This is a genomic window from Pseudomonas sp. TH08, from assembly GCF_016651275.1.
Lineage (GTDB): Bacteria > Pseudomonadota > Gammaproteobacteria > Pseudomonadales > Pseudomonadaceae > Aquipseudomonas.
Map to the genome: position 1 here is coordinate 366453 of NZ_JAEKEE010000001.1, position 19742 is coordinate 386194.

Here is a 19742-nt window from a genome sequence, read left to right on the forward strand (position 1 = left end):
CGCTATGAGCGAAGATCGATCGAGCAACGGGCAGAAGTCATGGCTGGGTAAACTGACCCAGGCTTTTGCCCACGAGCCGAAGAACCGCCAGGAGCTCCTTGAGCTGCTGCGTGATGCACATCAGAACAAACTGCTGGACAGCGAAGCGCTGGCCATCGTCGAAGGCGCCATTCAGGTGGCTGACCTGCAAGTACGCGACATCATGGTCCCGCGCTCGCAGATGATCAGCATCAAGGCGACCCAGACACCGCGTGAGTTTCTCCCGGCCGTGGTCGACTCGGCCCACTCGCGCTATCCGGTTATCGGCGAAAGCCATGACGACGTGATGGGCGTGCTGCTGGCCAAAGATCTGCTACCGCTGATCCTCAAGGAGAACGGTGACAGCTTCAACATCAAGGATCTGCTGCGCCCGGCCACCTTCGTGCCGGAGTCCAAGCGTCTGAACGTGTTGCTGCGTGAATTCCGCGCCAACCACAACCACATGGCCATCGTCATCGACGAATATGGCGGCGTGGCCGGTCTGGTGACGATTGAAGACGTGCTGGAGCAGATCGTCGGCGACATCGAAGACGAACACGACGTCGAAGAAGACAGCTACATCAAGCCGCTGCCAAGTGGCGACTTTCTGATCAAGGCCCTGACGCCGATCGAGAACTTCAACGAGTTCTTCGACAGCGAGTTCTCCGACGACGAATTCGACACTGTCGGCGGCCTGGTGATGAGCGCGTTCGGGCACTTGCCAAAACGTAATGAAATCACTGAAATCGGCGCCTATCGTTTCCGCATCCTGAACGCCGACAGCCGTCGGATTCATTTGCTGCGACTGACGCCAATCGCCCGGTAAAAAATCTAAGGACTGAAATGCGCTGGACAACCCGCCCCGGCTGGCCCGGTAACCTGCTGGCCGTGGCGGCCGGTGCAATCACCACATTCGCTCTGGCACCGTTCAACATCTGGCCGCTGGCTTTGCTCGCGGTCGGCTTGTTCTATGCCGGTTTGCGCGAACTAAGTCCGCGTCAGGCGCTGGGCCGTGGCTGGTGCTTCGGTTTCGGCCTGTTTGGCGCCGGCACCAGCTGGATCTATTACAGCATTCACCATTTCGGCGGCGCTTCAGTGCTGCTGGCCGGGTTCCTGATGCTGTTGTTCACGGCCGCGATCGCATGGTTCTTCGCGCTGCCAGCCTGGCTATGGGCGCGCTGGTTGCGACGTAACGAAGCGCCGGTGGCCGATGCCCTGGCATTTGCTGCGCTGTGGGTCGGCCAGGAAGCGTTTCGTGGCTGGTTCCTCACCGGGTTCCCGTGGTTGTATTCCGGTTACAGTCAGCTCGACGGCCCGTTATCCGGACTAGCACCCGTCGGTGGCATGTGGCTGGTGTCGTTCGTGCTGGCGTTGACGGCGGCGCTGATCTACAACACACCGCGCCTGCTGCAAACCGGTCGCAAAGCTTTTGTCGTCGCCGGCCTGCTGTTGCTGGTCGGGCCTTGGGTCGCGGGTATCGCCCTCAAGGGCCACGCCTGGACCAGCCCTTCTGGCGCACCACTGACCGTTGCCGCGATTCAGGGTAACGTCGAACAAAGCATGAAATGGGATCCGGCGCAGCTCAACGCGCAACTGGCGCTGTACCGTGACCTGAGCTTTCGCTCGAAACCGGTGGACCTGCTGATCTGGCCGGAAACCGCCGTGCCGGTGCTCAAGGAGTCCGCCGAGGGCTACCTGGCCATGATGGGCAACTTCGCTGCTGAGCGTAAATCGGCGCTGATCACTGGCGTGCCAATCCGCGAGACGGTTCGTCACGAAAAACGCTTCTTCAACGGTATCACCGTGGTTGGCGAAGGCGACGGTACTTACCTCAAGCAGAAACTGGTGCCATTTGGCGAATACGTGCCATTGCAGGATGTATTGCGTGGACTGATTGCTTTCTTCGACTTGCCGATGTCCGACTTCGCACGTGGCCCGGCCGATCAAGCGTTGTTACAGGCCAAGGGTTATCAGATTGCGCCGTTCATCTGCTACGAAGTGGTGTACCCGGAGTTCGCTGCCAGCCTGTCGGCACGCAGCGATTTGCTGCTGACGATCAGCAACGACACCTGGTTCGGCACCTCGATCGGCCCGCTGCAACACTTGCAGATGGCGCAGATGCGCGCGCTGGAGGCGGGTCGCTGGATGATCCGTGCGACCAACAACGGCGTGACCGGGCTGATCAACCCTTATGGGCAGATCACCGAGCAGATCCCGCAGTTCGAGCAGGGCATTTTGTACGGCGAAGTGGTACCGATGCATAACCTGACGCCGTATCTGCAATGGCGCTCGTGGCCGTTGATCATCGTGTGCTTGCTGTTGTTTGGCTGGGCGCTGATGGCGAGCCGGATGTCGAAAACCCTTTAAAGCAAAAGATCGCAGCCTGCGGCAGCTCCTACACAGGACTTGTATTTTCCCTGTAGGAGCTGCCGCAGGCTGCGGTCTTCTGATCTTCAGCGATAGAAAAGCGAATACCCCACCTGCCCCACCGCCTCATTCAGCAACTGCCCGCTCTGCCAGATCGATTTGAACTCCGGCAGCCAGCCACCAAATGGCCGCGCATTGTCAGTGCCGAGAAAACCTACCGGAGCCGGCACCACTTCAAACCCTGCCTGCTCGAAACACCACACTGCGCGCGGCATATGCCACGCCTGCGTCACCACGACCACACGCTTGATCCCCTGTGGCAACAGCATGTCGGCGCTGAACTTCGCGTTTTCCCACGTCGTGCGGCTCTCGCCTTCCTGCCAACGAACGCTCACGCCGAAGTCGTCCAGCAGGGAATCGGCCATCAACTTTGCTTCGGTCGGCGGCGTGCCGTAATGCAAGCCGCCACTGGTCAGGATCGGCAACCCGGACGCCTTGGCCAATCGCGCGGCATAACGCTGGCGCTCAAGCCCGACGCCAGTCGGCTGATCTTCGCCCCAGGCCAGATCGCCGCGCTCACGCCCGGAACCCAACACCACAATGGCATCAGCGCGCTGGGCCAGCGTCGTCCATTCCTGACGGGCCAACGGCGGCTCGCGCTCCAGCGCTTTGGCGCCCCATTGCACAACCACCGGCAGGCTCATCAACCAAAAGCCGCCAAAACCCATGGCAAAAAACAAACCCGCCAGTCGCGGCCGCGAGCGGCGCAGCCACCACGCGGCGAGCAACAGCAGCAACAGAATGCCGGGCGGCAATAGAAGTTGCTTGATGAAATAACGAAAAGGCATCGGGCATCTCCAGAGATGCCCGAAGCCTAAGAGTGTTAATGAAGCGTTACAACCAGTAGGCGGGATCTTGCGGAAAAAGATCCGGTTCTTAACCTGCCATGCGTTTACTTGGCCTGCAAAGCACGTACCTTGACGGTGTCTCTGCCGGGCGCCTTGTCCTTGAGCCAGATGACCTTGGCCGAATGTGCTGCATCGAGCTGCTTCACTGCTTGTGACAGGCATCCATGCGTTTCACGTTCACTACGATCCAGATAGGCCTTGACCAGTTTGAACTCGGCGGGGCTCAAGCCACGCAATTCCAGTTCCAGGGGGCGCTCGTCGCGCAGCCGGTCAGCGGTTTTTACAGCGTCCAAGGCCATCCCCAGACGATCGATCAACCTCTCGTACAACTCGGGTTTCGTCACTTTTTTTTGCCGTTGCTCCACCATCCCTCACCTCATTGAAGATAAGACTCACTCCCCAGTTAGAGCTTAGCTTCGCTATACAAACCGGCTGTACGCCGCGACCAACGGCCCCGACGCAAGTATTGCGGGGTATGTAGCTGTAATCAGGGTTTCCCTAGGCCAAGCGCGGTCATGTATGCTACGGCGCTTCCTGTAATTCCACTTCCAGCTCGTCCGGGCCAACCCCGAGACCTGCGTTGAAGAGGATTAGGCCACCCCTATCCAGTACAAAAGTAGCCATGCACGAACAATATCAGCCCCGTGAAATTGAAGCCGCCGCCCAGTCGTTTTGGGACGAGCAAAAGTCCTTTGAAGTCAGTGAACAGCCAGGCAAGGAGACTTTCTACTGCCTGTCGATGTTCCCTTACCCCAGCGGCAAGCTACACATGGGGCACGTGCGCAACTACACCATCGGCGACGTGATCTCCCGCTACCAGCGCATGCAAGGCAAGAACGTTCTGCAACCGATGGGTTGGGACGCCTTCGGCATGCCGGCAGAAAACGCCGCGATGAAAAACAACGTAGCGCCCGCCAAGTGGACCTACGAAAACATTGCCTACATGAAGTCCCAGCTGCGCAGCCTGGGCCTGGCGGTCGACTGGTCGCGTGAAGTGACCACCTGCAAGCCGGATTACTACCGTTGGGAACAATGGCTGTTCACTCGCCTGTTCGAAAAAGGTGTGATCTACCGTAAAAACGGCACCGTGAACTGGGACCCGGTCGACCAGACCGTTCTGGCCAACGAACAGGTGATCGACGGTCGCGGTTGGCGTTCCGGCGCGCTGATCGAAAAACGCGAAATCCCGATGTACTACTTCAAGATCACCGCTTACGCGGATGAGCTGCTGGAGAGCCTCGACGAACTGACTGGCTGGCCTGAACAGGTCAAGACCATGCAGCGCAACTGGATCGGCAAATCCCGCGGCATGGAAGTGCAGTTCCCGTACAACGTCGACTCTATCGGCGAAGCCGGCACGCTGAAAGTCTTCACCACCCGTCCGGATACCCTGATGGGCGCGACTTACGTCGCCGTGGCCGCCGAACACCCACTGGCCACTCTGGCGGCAAAGAACAATCCCGAGCTGCAAGCGTTCATCGCTGAATGCAAGGGCGGCAGCGTTGCCGAAGCCGACGTCGCCACTCAAGAGAAAAAAGGCCTGCCAACCGGCCTGTTCGTCGAGCACCCGCTGACCGGTGAAAAACTCCCGGTATGGGTCGCCAACTACGTGCTGATGCACTACGGCGACGGCGCCGTCATGGCAGTGCCGGCGCACGACGAGCGCGATTTCGAATTCGCTCACAAGTACAACCTGCCGGTCAAATCGGTGGTGCGCACCAGCTCTGGCGACAGCAACCCGGCCCCGTGGCAAGACGCCTACGGCGAACACGGCACGCTGATCAATTCCGCCGAGTTCGACGGTCTCGACTTCGCTGGCGCGTTCGATGCCATGGAAGTTGCGCTGATCAAGAAAGAGCTGGGCGCCTCGCGCACCCAGTTCCGCCTGCGCGACTGGGGCATCAGCCGTCAGCGCTACTGGGGCTGCCCGATCCCGATCATCCACTGCGACGCGTGCGGCGACGTACCGGTGCCGGAAGATCAACTGCCTGTCGTCCTGCCGGAAGACGTCGTGCCGGACGGCGCCGGTTCGCCGCTGGCACGCATGCCTGAGTTTTACGAGTGCACCTGCCCTAAATGCGGCCAGCCTGCCAAGCGTGAAACCGACACCATGGACACCTTCGTCGAGTCGTCGTGGTACTACGCCCGCTACGCCTCGCCGCATTTTGAAGGTGGTCTGGTGGAAAAATCCGCAGCCGATCACTGGTTGCCGGTCGATCAGTACATCGGTGGTATCGAGCACGCGATTCTGCACCTGCTCTACGCGCGTTTCTTCCACAAGCTGATGCGTGACGAAGGCCTGGTCAGCTCCAACGAGCCGTTCAAGAACCTGCTGACCCAAGGCATGGTGATCGCCGAGACTTACTACCGTCGCGAAGCCAATGGTGCTTATACCTGGTTCAACCCGGCAGACGTGGAACTCGAGCGTGACAGCAAAGCCAAGGTCATCAGCGCCAAGCTGAAATCCGACGGCCTGCCGGTGGAAATCGGTGGCACCGAGAAGATGGCCAAGTCGAAGAACAACGGCGTCGACCCACAGTCGATGATCGATCAGTTCGGCGCAGATACTTGCCGCCTGTTCATGATGTTCGCTTCGCCGCCTGACATGAGCGCCGAATGGTCTGACTCCGGCGTTGAAGGCTCGCACCGTTTCCTCAAGCGCGTCTGGCGCCTGGCGCAAGCCCACGTCACTCAGGGCTTGCCGGGCAAACTCGACGTTGCCGCGCTGAACGACGAGCAGAAAGCCGTGCGCCGCTCGATCCACCTGGCCATCAAACAGGCCAGCCATGACGTCGGCCAGAACCACAAATTCAACACTGCCATCGCTCAAGTGATGACGCTGATGAACGTGCTGGAAAAAGCCGCGCAAGGCACCGAACAGGATCGTGCGCTGCTTCACGAAGGTCTGGAAGCGGTAACGCTGCTGCTGGCTCCGATCACCCCGCACATCAGCCACGAGTTGTGGAACCAACTGGGCCACGCCGACGCGGTCATCGACGCCGGCTGGCCGGCAGTGGACGAAAGTGCGCTGGTGCAGGACAGCCTGACACTGGTCATCCAGGTCAACGGCAAGCTGCGCGGCCAGATCGAAATGCCGGCCAGCGCGACGCGCGAAGAAGTCGAAGCCGCCGCGCGCATCAACGAAAACGTGCTGCGTTTCGTCGACGGCCTGACCATTCGTAAAGTGATCGTTGTACCGGGGAAACTGGTCAACATCGTCGCCAGCTAAATTGGATTGGGCGTCAGGTTCGCCTGACGCACTGTAAAACCTTTCGGGCCGCAGGGTCGGCCCACATGGTTTCAAGGGGAGCAACACAATGATCAAACGCAATCTGCTGGTGATGGGCCTCGCTGTGCTGCTGAGCGCCTGCGGTTTCCAGCTGCGTGGCACCGGCACCACCGAACTGACGATCAAAGAGCTCGACCTGAGCGCACGTAACGCCTACGGCGAGACCGTCACCGAGCTGCGTCAGGTGCTGGAGTCCAGCGGCGTCAAGGTTTACAGCGGCGCGCCGTACAAGCTGTACCTGTCTGACGAACAGGAAAACCAGCGCATCCTCAGCTACGCCGGTGCTGGCCGTACTGGCGAGTATCAAGTCAACACCGTCCTGAACTACGACATTATTGGTGAACACAACCTCAACCTGCTGAGCAGCAAGCTTGAAGTGCAGAAAGTGTTCATTCACGACGGCAACAACCTCGTCGGCTCCGATCAGGAAGCCAACGACGCTCGTCGCGAAACCCGTCGTGAGCTGGTTCAGCGCATGATGCTGCGTCTGCAACAACTGACCCCGGCGCAACTGCAGCAACTGCAGCAAGCCGCCAATGACCGCGCCAAGGCTGAAGCCGATGCGCTGCAAGCGGCACAAAAGGCTGAAGCGGAAACCCCGCGCCAGTCGCCGCTCGAAGTACCGCAGCAGTAAGACGTTCGGGGCGCTCAGGCGCCCCGTTCGACCTTTCTTATGAAGCTCGCTCCCGCCCAACTCGCTAAACACCTGCAAGGCGCCCTTGCGCCGGTCTACATCATCAGCGGCGATGACCCGCTGTTGTGTCAGGAAGCCGCCGACGCCATCCGCCGCGCTGCACGCCAGCAAGGTTTCGACGAGCGCCAGGTCTTTGCTGCCGACGCCAATTTCGATTGGGGCACGTTGTTGCAAGCCGGCGCGAGCATGTCGTTGTTCGCCGAAAAACGCCTGTTGGAACTGCGCTTGCCTTCGGGCAAACCCGGTGACAAGGGTGCCGCCGCGTTTATCGAATACTGCACACGCCCCGCTGAAGACACGGTGCTGCTGATCAGCCTGCCCAAGCTCGATGGCAGTGCGCAGAAGACCAAGTGGGGCAAGGCGCTGGTCGAAGGTCAGCAAACTCAGTTCATCCAGATCTGGCCGGTGGATGCCAATCAGTTGCCGAGCTGGATTCGTCAGCGCTTGTCACAGGCCGGTTTGTCGGCCAGCCAGGACGCAGTCGAATTGATTGCTGCACGTGTCGAGGGCAACCTGCTCGCCGCCGCGCAAGAAATCGAGAAGCTCAAGCTGATGGCCGAAGGCGGGCAGATCACCGTTGAAACCGTGCAGGCCGCTGTGGCGGACAGTGCGCGATTCGACGTGTTTGGCTTGACCGATGCCGTGCTCAACGGTGAACCGGCCCATGCACTGCGCATGCTCGAAGGGCTGCGCGGTGAAGGCGTCGAGCCACCGGTGATTCTCTGGGCACTGGCGCGGGAGTTGCGCCTGCTGGCCAACATCTCGTTGCAGTACAGCCAGGGCACGCCGCTGGACAAGTGTTTCAGCCAGGCGAAGCCGCCGGTCTGGGACAAACGCAAGCCGCTGATGAGCAAAGCCCTGCAACGCTACTCGGCGCAACGCTGGGCGCAGTTGTTGCTCGAAGCGCAGCGCATCGACGCGCAGATCAAGGGTCAGGCTGCAGGTTCGCCGTGGATGAGTCTGAGCCGACTGGCTTTGTTGATGTCTGGCCAGCGACTGTCTTTGCCTGCTGAATAAGATCAAAAGATCGCAGCGTGCCGCAGCTCCTACATGGATCGGTGTAGGAACTGCGGCACGCTGCGATCCTTTGACCTTGTTTTCCTACAAAAACACCCGCATTTGCCCTCTAGACAGATGCCCGACATCGGCAGATTATTTGCCGCGCAAAACCCACTCACTGAAGAGACTCCTCATGAGCAAAAAGCCATCGAAACATGGCCCCAACAAGGCCAAATCCATCGTCGCCCAACCCCTGTTCCGCAGTCGTCAGGAACGACCAACCAAGGGTAAAGGCAGCTACCGCCGCGAAGCCTTCCAGTCTGACAGCTGGGAGGCTTCTTACTTTCTGGCTGCCTGAAGCGCAGTACCCCCCGGTCATGTTAAGGTCTGCACCTGATTCGTTTCCCTTGGAACTGTGCATGCCCCCAAGTCTTTCCCGTCGTTGGCCTGTTCGCCATTCGATCGCTGCAGCAAGCTTCGTTCTGCTTGTCGCCTGTGCGGAAAAACCCACCGCCGCCGACGCGCAACCTCTTCAAGCCGCCCCTGTCGCCACGGCCCCAGCGATCATCCCGCCGGTAGTGCCGTCCGCCGACCCTCTCGACCTTCAGCCGACCCAGACCTTTGCCGAATGGCAGGCGGGTTTCCGCAAGGACGCGCTGGCCGCCGGGATTCGTCCTGATCTGTTTGACCGGGCGTTTGCCAATGTCAGCTTCGACGCCAGCGTGATTCGCGCCGACCGCAGCCAGCCAGAGTTCTCGCGCCCGGTGTGGGAATACCTCGACGGCGCGCTGTCGCCGCTGCGTGTGCGCAAAGGTCAGGCGCTGATCAACCAGTACGCCGACATTCTGCAAAGCATCGAGCAACGCTATGGCGTTGATCGCCAGGCATTGGTCTCGGTGTGGGGCATGGAGAGCAACTTCGGCCAGTTCCAGGGCAGCAAGTCGGTGATCAACTCGCTCGCGACCCTCGCTTATGAAGGCCGGCGTCCGGGCTTTGCCCATGCGCAATTGATTGCCGCGCTGCAAATCCTGCAACAGGGCGATATCACCCCGGAGAAAATGTTGGGCTCGTGGGCCGGTGCGATGGGCCAGACCCAGTTCATTCCGACCACCTACAACACCCACGCCGTGGATTTCGACGGTGACGGTCGCCGCGACATCTGGGGCAGCCCGGCCGACGCTCTGGCATCGACTGCGCATTACCTGCAAAGCTCGGGCTGGCAGCGTGGTCAGCCATGGGGCTTCGAAGTGCAATTGCCGAGCAGTTTCGATTACACCCTGGCTGACGGTGCGATGCGCAAAAGCGTCGCCGAATGGCGTCAGTTGGGCGTGACCCTGCCCAACGGCGGTCAAGTACCTGCCGGTTCCGAACAGCTCTCGGCCGCCCTGCTGCTGCCGGCCGGTTATCGTGGCCCGGCGTTCCTGATCCTCGACAACTTCCGCGCAATCCTCAAGTACAACAACTCGTCGTCGTATGCCTTGGCGGTGAGCCTGTTGTCGGAACGCTTCAATGGCGGTGGTTTGATCAATGGCACGTGGCCAAAAGATGATCTGCCGCTGAGCCGCTCCGAGCGGATCGAATTGCAGAACCTGCTGAGCGCACGCAACTACGATGCGGGCACAGCGGACGGGATTATCGGCGCCAACACGCGCAAGGCGATTCGCAGTGCGCAGCAGTCGTTTGGCTGGCCGGCGGACGGGTATCCGACGCACAAGCTGCTTGAGAGCCTGCGTACTCAGTAAAGCAAGATCAAAAGATCGCAGCCTGCGGCAGCGCCTACAAGGGTCGATGTAGGCGCTGCCGCAGGCTGCGATCTTTTTGTTTTATCGGGTAACGACGTCCTGCTCGAGCATCAACTCTTTCTTGCCGGCATCCAGCCTTACCAACGCGCCCATCGGCAACGTCAGGTTCGGATCGCAGTGTCCGCTGCGCCATCCCGACAGCACTGGAATCCGTAGCGGCTCGAAGGTCTGCTTGAGCAAGCGATTCAGTGCCGCGACATCCACCCCAGCCACATCCCCGACCAAGACACCGCGCAACTTCGCCAGTTTGCCGGCCAGACGCATCTGGGTCAGTAACCGGTCGATGCGATACAGCGGTTCGTTGATGTCTTCGATCAGCAGAATCACCCCTTCGACATCGATTTCGTAAGGCGTGCCCAATGTCGAAGCAATCATTGCCAGATTGCCGCCGAGCAAACGCCCATGGGCAACTCCGGGCTCAACGGTGGTCAATGGATACGCCACCGGATGACTCAGCACACTCCCCGCTTTCAACTGGCCGCGCAGCATGGCGAAGAACGAAGTCACGGTCGGCGGCTCCTTGTCGCCGAGCAGGTCAGCGTTGAGCAGCGGCCCGTGAAAGGTCACAAACCCGGCGTACCGGCTGATCGCCAGGTGCAGCGCGGTGATGTCGCTGTAGCCGACAAAGGGCTTGGCGTTACGACTGAGCAGGTCGTAGTCGATGCGATCCAGCAGGCGCGGCGTGCCGTAGCCGCCGCGCAGACAGATAATGGCGTGAATCTCTGGATCGGCGAACGCAGCGTGCAGGTCGTTGAGACGAACATCATCGCTGCCGGCCAGATAGCCATCCTTCTCATAGACGCCGGGGAACACCTTCAGTGCGTAACCGCGGGCGCGCATCCATTGCACAGCCTTGTCGGTGTCCAGGGCGCCGGGCCCGGCAGGCGCAATAACGCCGATCACGCCCTCTGACGGCAGCGCCGGCACCGGTTTATGCGGAAAAAGGCTGTGGGTCGGTCGAACGGTCATCCTTGGGGCTCCCAGTGTGAAGTCATGCGCACACAGTAGTCAGGAAAGCGCGCAAAAAAAGAGGCACTATGACTCGCCCACCTTGTGGCGAGGGAGCTTGCTCCCGCTGGGTTGCGCAGCGACCCCAAGATTTTTGGGACTGCTTCGCACTCCAGCGGGAGCAAGCTCCCTCGCCACAGGTTAGGTGAGCGCTTCCCAAAAACAAAAATACCCGCCGAGGCGGGTATTTTTGTGAAGGCTTCAGCGCTGAATCAGGAACCCATCAACTCAGCCTTGACCAGCTTCGCTTGCTCATCGGCGTGGTACGAAGAACGCACCAGCGGGCCCGAGGCAACGTTCTTGAAGCCCATCTTGTAACCTTCTTCGGCGAACCAGGCGAAAGTGTCCGGGTGGACGAAACGCTGCACCGGCAAGTGGCTGCGCGAAGGTTGCAGGTATTGGCCCAGGGTCAGCATGTCGATGTCGTGTTCGCGCATGCGTTTCATGACTTCGATGACTTCTTCGTCGGTCTCGCCCAGACCCAGCATCAGGCCGGACTTGGTCGGAATGTGCGGCATCATCTGCTTGAAGCGTTGCAGCAGAGTCAGCGACCACTGGTAGTCCGAACCCGGACGCGCAGCCTTGTACAGGCGCGGCACGGTTTCCAGGTTGTGGTTGAACACATCCGGCGGCTCGGCGGCAGTGATCTCCAGGGCGACGTCCATGCGGCCACGGTAGTCCGGGACCAGGGTTTCCAGCTGCACGTTCGGCGACAGCTTGCGGATTTCACGGATGCAGTCGGCAAAGTGCTGGGCACCGCCGTCACGCAAGTCATCGCGATCTACCGAAGTGATCACCACGTACTTGAGCTTGAGGTCGGCGATGGCGATGGCCAGGCTTTGCGGCTCATTGACGTCCAGTGGCTTCGGACGACCGTGGCCAACGTCGCAGAACGGGCAGCGACGGGTGCAGATGTCGCCCATGATCATGAAGGTCGCGGTGCCGCCGGAGAAGCACTCACCGAGGTTCGGGCAGGACGCTTCTTCGCAAACGCTGTGCAGCTTGTGTTTGCGCAGCAGGCTTTTGATACGGTCGACTTCCGGCGAAACCGGGATGCGCACGCGAATCCAGTCAGGTTTCTTCGGCAGTTCGGTAGTCGGAATGATCTTTACCGGGATGCGTGCAACCTTCTCGGCGCCGCGCAGCTTGACGCCGGCTTCTACCTTGGGACGCGGGGCCGGGCGCTCGGTCACGTCGAGCGTCGGGATCATGGTTTGCACTGCATCAGTAGTCATATCAGTCGATTCCGCCCGTCAGGGTCGTCTGCTCAGCATAGTCGAGGTGTTTGACGAGCTGCGCACGCAGCCGGGCACTTACCTCGGCAAATTCAATCGATCCTGCGTGATCGCTCAGCTGGGTCATCGCCAGCCCGGCATAGCCGCAGGGATTAATCCGTCGAAACGGTTCCAGGTTCATATCCACGTTCAGGGCCAGGCCATGAAAGGAACAACCGTGGCGAATCCGCAAACCCAGAGAAGCGATTTTCGCGCCATCGACGTATACGCCGGGAGCGTCTGGCTTGGCCGCTGCGGTTACCCCGTAGCTGGCCAGCAGTTCAATCAGGCAAAGCTCCATGCGACTGACCAGATCGCGCACGCCGAAACCCAGCTTGCGCACATCCAGCAGCAAGTAAGCCACCAATTGGCCGGGGCCATGATAAGTCACCTGCCCGCCGCGATCGACCTGCACCACCGGGATATCGCCCGGCAGCAACAGGTGTTCGGCCTTGCCGGCCTGGCCCTGAGTGAACACCGGCGGGTGTTCGACGAGCCAGATTTCGTCGGCGGCATCGCTGCCGCGTTCGTTGGTAAAGCGTTGCATGGCATGCCAGACCGGCTCGTACGCCATCTGGCCGAGCTCACGAAAGCCCAGCGTGCCCGGCATCACAACACCATATGCACGAAGCCGGTCGCCCGCAGTTCGCTGTTGATGTTGTACAGCTGATCCTGGTCGGTCGCGACGATGTGCAACTGAATCGTGGTGTATTTGCCGTTGGTGCTTTGACGTTCGTCGATACGCTCATCATTGATGGTCGCGTGTTTTTTGACGATGTCGATGATCTTGTCTTTGTTGCCCACTCCGGTATCGCTGATCACCTTAACGGGATAATCAGTCACCGGGAATTCGATCTTTGGCGCCTTTACTTCGGTATCGGTCATGGCGTAACGGCCTCTTAAGCCGTGGTAACGCGCATGGCCCCGCACCGGATCGGGGCGGGGCCATGCAGGTCAACACAAATCAGTTGAACAAGCCGTAGAAGAATAGACGGATGCTATCCCACATGCGGCGGAAGATACCACCCTCCTCGACAGCGTCCAGAGCGATCAGGTCGGCGCTGTGCACAACCTTGTCTTCCAGTTTCACTTCGACTTTACCGATCACGTCGCCCTTGGCGATTGGCGCGGTCAGTTGCGGGTTCATGGTCATGCTGGCTGCGAGCTTTTTCAGCTGGCCTTTTGGCAGGGTCATGGTCAGGTCTTCAGCCAGGCCGGCCTTGACTTGATTGGTGGTGCCTTTCCACACCGGGGCCTGAGCCAGTTCGGTGCCCTTCTGATAGAAGGTCTGGGTTTCGAAGAAGCGGAAGCCGTAGGTCAGCAACTTCTGGGTCTCAGCGGCGCGAGCCACTTCGCTGTTGGTGCCGAACACCACAGCAATCAGGCGCTGGCCATCACGTACAGCCGAGGACACCATGCAGTAGCCGGCTTCGTCGGTGTGACCGGTTTTCAGACCGTCAACGGTCTTGTCACGCCACAGCAGCAGGTTGCGGTTAGGCTGCTTGATGCCGTTCCAGAAGAACTCTTTCTGCGAGTAGATCGCGTAGTGAGCCGGGTCTTCGTGGATGATCGCGCGCGCCAGGATCGCCATGTCGTGAGCCGACGAGTAGTGCTCAGGATTTGGCAGACCGGTCGGGTTCATGAAGTGGGTGTTGCTCATGCCCAGATCAGTCACGGTTTTGTTCATCAGGTCGGCGAAAGCGTCTTCGCTGCCGGCGATGTGCTCGGACAGTGCCACGCTGGCGTCGTTGCCGGACTGGATGATGATGCCGTGCAGCAGGTCGCTGACCGTCACCTGCGAGCCGACTTTGATGAACATCCGCGAACCGCCGGTACGCCAGGCGTTTTCGCTGACGGTCACCGGGTCGTTTTCACCGATCTGGCCACGACGGATTTCCAGGGTCGCAATGTACGCGGTCATCAGCTTGGTCAGGCTGGCCGGCGGCAGACGCTGGTCACCGTTGCTTTCTACCAGCACGTTGCCGCTGGCGGCATCCATGAGGACGTAGGCTTTGGCGGCCAGTTGTGGTGGCGACGGCATCATCTCGGCCGCGAAGGCGGCTGGCGAGAGGAGCAGCGGGACTAGCAGACACAGGCGTTTGGCAAAGGTGGTGATGTTCATCCGTCTCTCGAAATCGCTAATGGAAACTGCCCTAAGGCAAAATTTAATCAGATGACTTTCTAACGAGCCATCGCGTATTCAGTTGCTCACTCCAGTCACCCTTGCCGGGCTTTTGTTCTTCGACGAGCCAACAACCTGATTCACCCCCCAATCGCTGGTGAATCGTCAATCAAGTCCTACGTATTGCTTATTCCGTGACCACACTTGGCGAACCAAGGTTGGCCAGGCGCACGCTGTTCTGCACCTGAGCAATTTCACCCGGCGAACCGATCGGCCCCAGACGGACCCGATGCAGGGTCTGCTGATTGCGCACGATCGAGCTGATGAACACCGGAGCGCTCACCATCCCGCTGAGCTTCGACCTCAGGAGTTCTGCAGCGTCCGGGTTGGCGAACGCGCCCACCTGCAGATACTGGCCAGTTGCTGTTGCAGAAGCGTTTTTTTTTGCACTCATCGGCACCGGGACGGTGTCAGAGGCATGTTGCTGCGGTGGCGGCGTCCATTGCTCGACGGTGCCGGCCGACGCCGTGATCACCGGCGCGCTATTCTGCGCAACCTGCGGCTCGTTGAGCATCAACGGTGCCGGACGGCCCTTGGCTGCCCAATACTGCTGCGGATCGATGCCTTCAACCTTGACGCGCGCGGTGCCGGTTTCGGCGTAACCGAGTTTTTTCGCGGCGGCGTACGACAAGTCGATGATGCGATCGGAATAGAACGGCCCACGGTCATTGACCCGCAGGATCACCGTGCGGTTGTTGTCCAGGTTGGTCACCCGAACGTAACTTGGCAGTGGCAATGTCTTGTGGGCGGCACTCATGCCGTACAGGTCGTAGACCTCGCCATTGGCGGTGTTCTGACCGTGAAACTTGGTGCCGTACCAGGACGCCGTGCCCGAGGCAACGTAGGTCTTGGATTCCTGCAACGGGAAATAGGTTTTGCCCAGCACGGTGTACGGGTTGGCCTTGTACGGGCCGGTGTGCAGGGTCGGTGTGGCATCAGGGATGCGCGAAACGTCGACGTCCCACCACGGCGCGCCGTCTTTGTGCGCGCGGTTGATGTCCAGACCCGGCTGCGCTCGCACAGCGGTATTGGAGGTTTTCGGCGTCGGCGAACGGCTGGTCGTGCAGCTGGCGACCAGCACCGCCAACGCAGCGAATGCCACCAGCTTCAGGGGTTTATTGTTAGGCAATGCCCGCATTACTTGACGCCCCGTGCTTGTACCAGCTGTTCAGACAGTTGATGTACGGCCATGGCGTACATCACGCTGCGGTTATAACGCGTGATCGCGTAGAAATTCTTCAGGCCCATCCAGTATTCAGGGCCGTTTTCGCCTTCGAGGCGAAATGCAGTCACCGGCATATCATCGCGCAGCGCATCATGACTCGACCAGCCCAGCGCCCGCAACTCTCCGACGGTCTTTGTCGGCTCGATGCCCGTGGTCAGGCCGGCATCGACCTGATCGCCACGCACATCGGCGCGGCTGACCACAGGCTCGCCCGCCACCCAGCCGTGACGCTTGAAATAACTCGCGACGCTGCCGATCGCATCGTCCGGGTTGTTCCAGATATTGATGTGGCCGTCACCGTCGAAATCCACCGCATAGGCGCGAAAGCTGCTCGGCATGAACTGCGGCAAGCCCATGGCCCCGGCGTAGGAGCCTTTGAGGGTCAGCGGATCGACCTGCTCTTCACGGGCCAGCAGCAGAAACTCACGCAATTCCTTGCGGAAAAATTCGGCACGCGGAGGATAGTCGAAACCGAGCGTGGACAAGGCATCGATCACCCGGTAATTACCGGTATTACGTCCGAAAAAGGTTTCAACGCCGATGATCGACACGATGACTTGTGCCGGTACGCCGTATTCCTGCTCGGCACGGGCCAGTGTCGCCTCGTGCTGACGCCAGAAGTCCACACCTCGCGCAATACGCGCGTCAGTGATGAACATCGGGCGGTATTCTTTCCACTGCTTGACCCGCTCGGCAGGTCTGGAGATGGCGTCGAGAATCGCCTGTTTGCGTTGAGCCTCGCGGAACACCGCCATCAGTTGCTCACCGGCGAAACCGTAGTCGCGGGTCATTTCACCGACGAACTCGGCCACCTGCGGCGAGCCTTCGTATTCGCCGGCCAGCGCTTCCTGCACGCTCCCCAGCAGGCCCATCAGGCCAACCAGCGGCGCGCATCGAGTCGCCCAGCCACGCATTACTTGCATTGAACTCTTCACCTTATTCAAACCTGTGCGATCCACTTGCGATGGGTATGGATCGACATCAAAACCCCAAACGCTGACAGCAGCGTCACCAGCGAAGTTCCTCCGTAGCTAATGAACGGCAACGGCACCCCTACGACCGGCAACAGGCCACTGACCATACCGATGTTGACGAAAACGTAAACAAAAAACGTCATGGTCAACGCGCCGGCGAGCAATTTGCCGAACAGCGTCTGTGCCTGAGCGGTGATCACCAGGCCCCGGCCAATCAACAGCAGATAGATCAACAGCAGCGCACAAATGCCCACCAGACCGAATTCTTCGCCGAGTACGGCGATGATGAAGTCGGTGTGGCTTTCCGGTAGGAAGTCCAGGTGCGACTGGGTGCCGAGCAGCCAGCCTTTGCCGAACACGCCACCGGAACCGATGGCGGCTTTCGACTGAATGATGTTCCAGCCCGTGCCCAACGGATCGCTTTCCGGGTCGAGGAACGTCAGGATTCGTTGCTTCTGGTAGTCGTGCATGATGAAGAACCACATGGCGACGGCCACGGGTACGGCAGCGGCCAGCACGCTGAGGATCCAGCGCCAGCGCAACCCACCCATGAACAGCACGAACGCACCGCCAGCGAGAATCAGCAGCGACGTACCAAGGTCGGGCTGGCGCACGATCAGAATGAACGGCACACCGATCAGCATCAAACTGATGCCGACATGCTTGAGCTGCGGCGGCAACGTGCGTTTCGACAGGTACCAGGCGATGGTCGCCGGCATCAGGATCTTCATGAATTCCGAGGGCTGAAAGCGGATCACCCCGGGAATGTTGATCCAGCGTGTAGCGCCCATGGCGTTGTGGCCCATGATGTCCACCACCATCAGCAGCACCACCCCGATCACGTAACCGAGCGGCACCCAGCGCGCCATGAAGCGCGGTTCGAACTGAGCAATGACAATCATCGATACCAGACCGATGCCAAACGAAGTGGCCTGTTTGGCCAGCAGATCCCAGCTCTTGCCACTCGCCGAATACAGCACGAACAGACTGCCGGCGGCGAGGATCAGCAACAGAATCAACAACGGGCCATCGATATGCAGTCTTTGCAGCAACGTCGCGCGGCGACGCATCACATCCTCACTGGAGAGCATGCGATCAAAATTATTCATCACGGGCCGTAGCCTCCGCACTGATTGGGCTGGCGTATTCGGCCTTCAAACGTCCGTCCTGATCGAGCAGCCAGGCGTCCATGACCTGACGTACTACCGGCGCGGCGACGCCGGAGCCGGACTCACCGTTCTCGACCATCACCGACACCACAATGCGTGGATCATCGGCCGGGGCGAAACCGACGAACAAGGCGTGGTCGCGGTGACGCTCCTGAACCTTGGAGCGGTCGTACTTCTCGCCTTGCTTGATCGCAACGACCTGGGCCGTACCCGATTTACCGGCGATACGGTATTGCGCGCCAATGGCGGCTTTACGCGCGGTACCACGGGCGCCGTGCATGACCTGCTGCATACCGTGGTTGACCTTGGTCCAGTCCGACGGGTCGCGCAGGACAATGTCCGGTATCGGGTTTTCGTCGATCGGCTTCACCCCTTCGAGGGATTTGGCCAGGTGCGGACGGTTCCACACACCTTTGTTGGCGACCAGCGCTGTGGCCTGGGCCAATTGCAGTGGCGTCGATTGCATGTAGCCCTGGCCGATCCCGAGGATCAGGGTTTCGCCGGGGAACCACGCCTGTTTGCGCGTCGCACGTTTCCATTCGCGGGACGGCATCAGGCCGGGGGATTCTTCGAACATGTCCAGCGAGACCTTCTGGCCGATGCCGAACTTGTTCATATAAGCCGACAGCCGATCGATGCCCAGCTTGTGCGCCAGGTCATAGAAGTAGGTGTCGTTGGAACGCATGATCGCCGTGTCGAGGTCGACGAAGCCATCACCGGTGCGGTTCCAGTTACGGTACTTGTGGTCGTAGTTGGGCAGCATGTAGTAGCCCGGATCAAACACTCGGCTCGACGCCGTCACCACACCCGAATCGAGACCGGCAATCGCCACCGCCGGTTTGATCGTCGAGCCCGGCGGGTACAGACCGCGCAGCACACGGTTGAACAGCGGCCGGTCAATGGAATCGCGCAACTCGGCATAGGCCTTGAAGCTGATCCCGGTGACGAACAGGTTCGGGTCGAAACTCGGCTGACTGACCATCGCCAGCACTTCGCCGGTCTTCGGATCCAGCGCCACCACCGCGCCACGACGCCCGCCGAGCGCGGCTTCGGCCGCCTCCTGCAATTTGATGTCGAGGCTGAGGACGATGTCTTTGCCGGGAATCGGATCGGTACGCTTGAGCACGCGCAGAACACGGCCACGGGCGTTGGTCTCGACCTCTTCGTAACCGACCTGACCGTGCAATTCCGGCTCGTAGAAACGCTCGATGCCGGTCTTGCCGATGTGATGGGTGCCGCTGTAGTTGACCGGATCGAGGGTTTTAAGCTCTTTCTCGTTGATCCGCCCCATGTAACCCACCGAGTGCGCAAAGTGCGCGCCCTGCGGGTAGTGACGAACCAGTTGCGCAACCACTTCGACGCCGGGCAGACGGAACTGATTCACCGCGATGCGGGCGATCTGCTCTTCGGTCAGCTCGAACAGGATCGGTACAGGCTCGAACGGCCGGCGCCCCTGACGCATGCGTTTCTCGAAGATCACCCGATCCTCGGGCGTCAGCTCCAGCACTTCGACGATCACATCGAGCACTTGCTGCCAGTCGCCGGAGCGCTCGCGGGTCATGCTCAGACTGAAGCTTGGACGGTTGTCCGCCACCACCACGCCGTTACGGTCGAAAATCAGCCCGCGCGTCGGCGGAATCGGCTGCACGTGGACGCGGTTGTTTTCCGAAAGGGTCGAGTGGTACTCGTACTGGATCACCTGCAGGAAATACAGCCGCGCGATCAATACACCGATCAGCAACACGATCGCAATGGCCCCGAACACGACGCGGCTACGCACTAAGCGTGCGTCTTTTTCGTGGTCCTTGATGCGGATCGGCTGAGACATGAGGG

The 19742-nt window shown here is 60.2% G+C and carries 18 protein-coding genes; 7 read left to right on the top strand and 11 right to left on the bottom strand.

Annotated features, from left to right (window positions below; translation table 11 throughout):
* Positions 1-4: 4 nt before the first annotated feature.
* Complete coding sequence (locus tag JFT91_RS01755) at positions 5-844, top strand: CorC family transporter (protein WP_007909641.1); 840 nt, start codon at positions 5-7, stop codon at positions 842-844.
* 17 nt (positions 845-861) lie between these two features.
* A complete protein-coding gene (gene lnt, locus JFT91_RS01760; protein WP_201228626.1) occupies positions 862-2385 on the top strand; it encodes an apolipoprotein N-acyltransferase in 1524 nt (507 codons plus the stop codon).
* An 86-nt stretch (positions 2386-2471) separates the two neighbouring features.
* Here lnt and JFT91_RS01765 read toward each other — a convergent pair whose 3' ends face one another.
* Complete coding sequence (locus tag JFT91_RS01765) at positions 2472-3233, bottom strand: YdcF family protein (RefSeq protein ID WP_201228627.1); 762 nt, start codon at positions 3231-3233, stop codon at positions 2472-2474.
* Between the two features lie 104 nt (positions 3234-3337).
* Positions 3338-3661, bottom strand: coding sequence for a hypothetical protein (locus JFT91_RS01770; protein ID WP_201228628.1), 324 nt, complete (start codon positions 3659-3661; stop codon positions 3338-3340).
* A 254-nt stretch (positions 3662-3915) separates the two neighbouring features.
* Between JFT91_RS01770 and leuS the strand changes: the two genes are divergently transcribed.
* The 5 genes from leuS to JFT91_RS01795 all read left to right on the top strand — a co-directional run bounded on the left by leuS (position 3916) and on the right by JFT91_RS01795 (position 10017).
* Positions 3916-6522, top strand: coding sequence for a leucine--tRNA ligase (gene leuS, locus JFT91_RS01775; protein WP_201231426.1), 2607 nt, complete (start codon positions 3916-3918; stop codon positions 6520-6522).
* Positions 6523-6610: 88 nt separating this feature from the next.
* Positions 6611-7216 (top strand): LPS-assembly lipoprotein LptE, encoded by a 606-nt coding sequence (locus JFT91_RS01780; protein ID WP_201228630.1) that lies wholly within the window; start codon positions 6611-6613, stop codon positions 7214-7216.
* A 39-nt stretch (positions 7217-7255) separates the two neighbouring features.
* Positions 7256-8293, top strand: a complete 1038-nt coding sequence (gene holA / locus JFT91_RS01785) for a DNA polymerase III subunit delta (protein WP_201231427.1) — start codon at positions 7256-7258, stop codon at positions 8291-8293.
* A 175-nt stretch (positions 8294-8468) separates the two neighbouring features.
* Positions 8469-8633 carry an alternative ribosome rescue factor ArfA gene (gene arfA, locus JFT91_RS01790; RefSeq protein WP_016986126.1) on the top strand — a complete coding sequence of 55 codons (165 nt, stop codon included), beginning with the start codon at positions 8469-8471 and terminating at the stop codon, positions 8631-8633.
* Positions 8634-8694: 61 nt separating this feature from the next.
* On the top strand, positions 8695-10017 hold the full coding sequence (locus JFT91_RS01795) for a lytic murein transglycosylase (protein ID WP_201231428.1): 1323 nt from the start codon (positions 8695-8697) through the stop codon (positions 10015-10017).
* Positions 10018-10098: 81 nt separating this feature from the next.
* Here JFT91_RS01795 and JFT91_RS01800 read toward each other — a convergent pair whose 3' ends face one another.
* The 9 genes from JFT91_RS01800 to mrdA all read right to left on the bottom strand — a co-directional run bounded on the left by JFT91_RS01800 (position 10099) and on the right by mrdA (position 19737).
* Positions 10099-11046 carry a S66 peptidase family protein gene (locus tag JFT91_RS01800; protein WP_201231429.1) on the bottom strand — a complete coding sequence of 316 codons (948 nt, stop codon included), beginning with the start codon at positions 11044-11046 and terminating at the stop codon, positions 10099-10101.
* A gap of 251 nt (positions 11047-11297) precedes the next feature.
* Complete coding sequence (lipA, locus tag JFT91_RS01805) at positions 11298-12296, bottom strand: lipoyl synthase (RefSeq protein WP_162184605.1); 999 nt, start codon at positions 12294-12296, stop codon at positions 11298-11300.
* Positions 12297-12321: 25 nt separating this feature from the next.
* The gene (lipB, locus tag JFT91_RS01810) at positions 12322-12969 is read right to left on the bottom strand and encodes a lipoyl(octanoyl) transferase LipB (protein ID WP_008087909.1); all 648 of its coding nucleotides are present in this window, start codon (positions 12967-12969) and stop codon (positions 12322-12324) included.
* Positions 12969-13244 carry a DUF493 domain-containing protein gene (locus JFT91_RS01815; RefSeq protein ID WP_039761816.1) on the bottom strand — a complete coding sequence of 92 codons (276 nt, stop codon included), beginning with the start codon at positions 13242-13244 and terminating at the stop codon, positions 12969-12971. The genes lipB and JFT91_RS01815 overlap by 1 nt, the downstream gene beginning before the upstream one ends.
* 79 nt (positions 13245-13323) lie before the next feature.
* A complete protein-coding gene (locus tag JFT91_RS01820; protein WP_201147404.1) occupies positions 13324-14481 on the bottom strand; it encodes a D-alanyl-D-alanine carboxypeptidase family protein in 1158 nt (385 codons plus the stop codon).
* A gap of 187 nt (positions 14482-14668) precedes the next feature.
* On the bottom strand, positions 14669-15679 hold the full coding sequence (locus tag JFT91_RS01825) for a septal ring lytic transglycosylase RlpA family protein (protein WP_007909599.1): 1011 nt from the start codon (positions 15677-15679) through the stop codon (positions 14669-14671).
* Positions 15679-16689, bottom strand: a complete 1011-nt coding sequence (mltB, locus tag JFT91_RS01830) for a lytic murein transglycosylase B (RefSeq protein ID WP_201231430.1) — start codon at positions 16687-16689, stop codon at positions 15679-15681. The genes JFT91_RS01825 and mltB overlap by 1 nt, the downstream gene beginning before the upstream one ends.
* A 17-nt stretch (positions 16690-16706) precedes the next feature.
* Positions 16707-17810: a rod shape-determining protein RodA gene (rodA, locus tag JFT91_RS01835; RefSeq protein ID WP_177431391.1), complete on the bottom strand. Its 1104-nt coding sequence runs from the start codon at positions 17808-17810 to the stop codon at positions 16707-16709.
* 31 nt (positions 17811-17841) lie between these two features.
* Complete coding sequence (mrdA, locus tag JFT91_RS01840) at positions 17842-19737, bottom strand: penicillin-binding protein 2 (protein ID WP_201228635.1); 1896 nt, start codon at positions 19735-19737, stop codon at positions 17842-17844.
* Between the last annotated feature and the right edge of the window lie 5 nt (positions 19738-19742).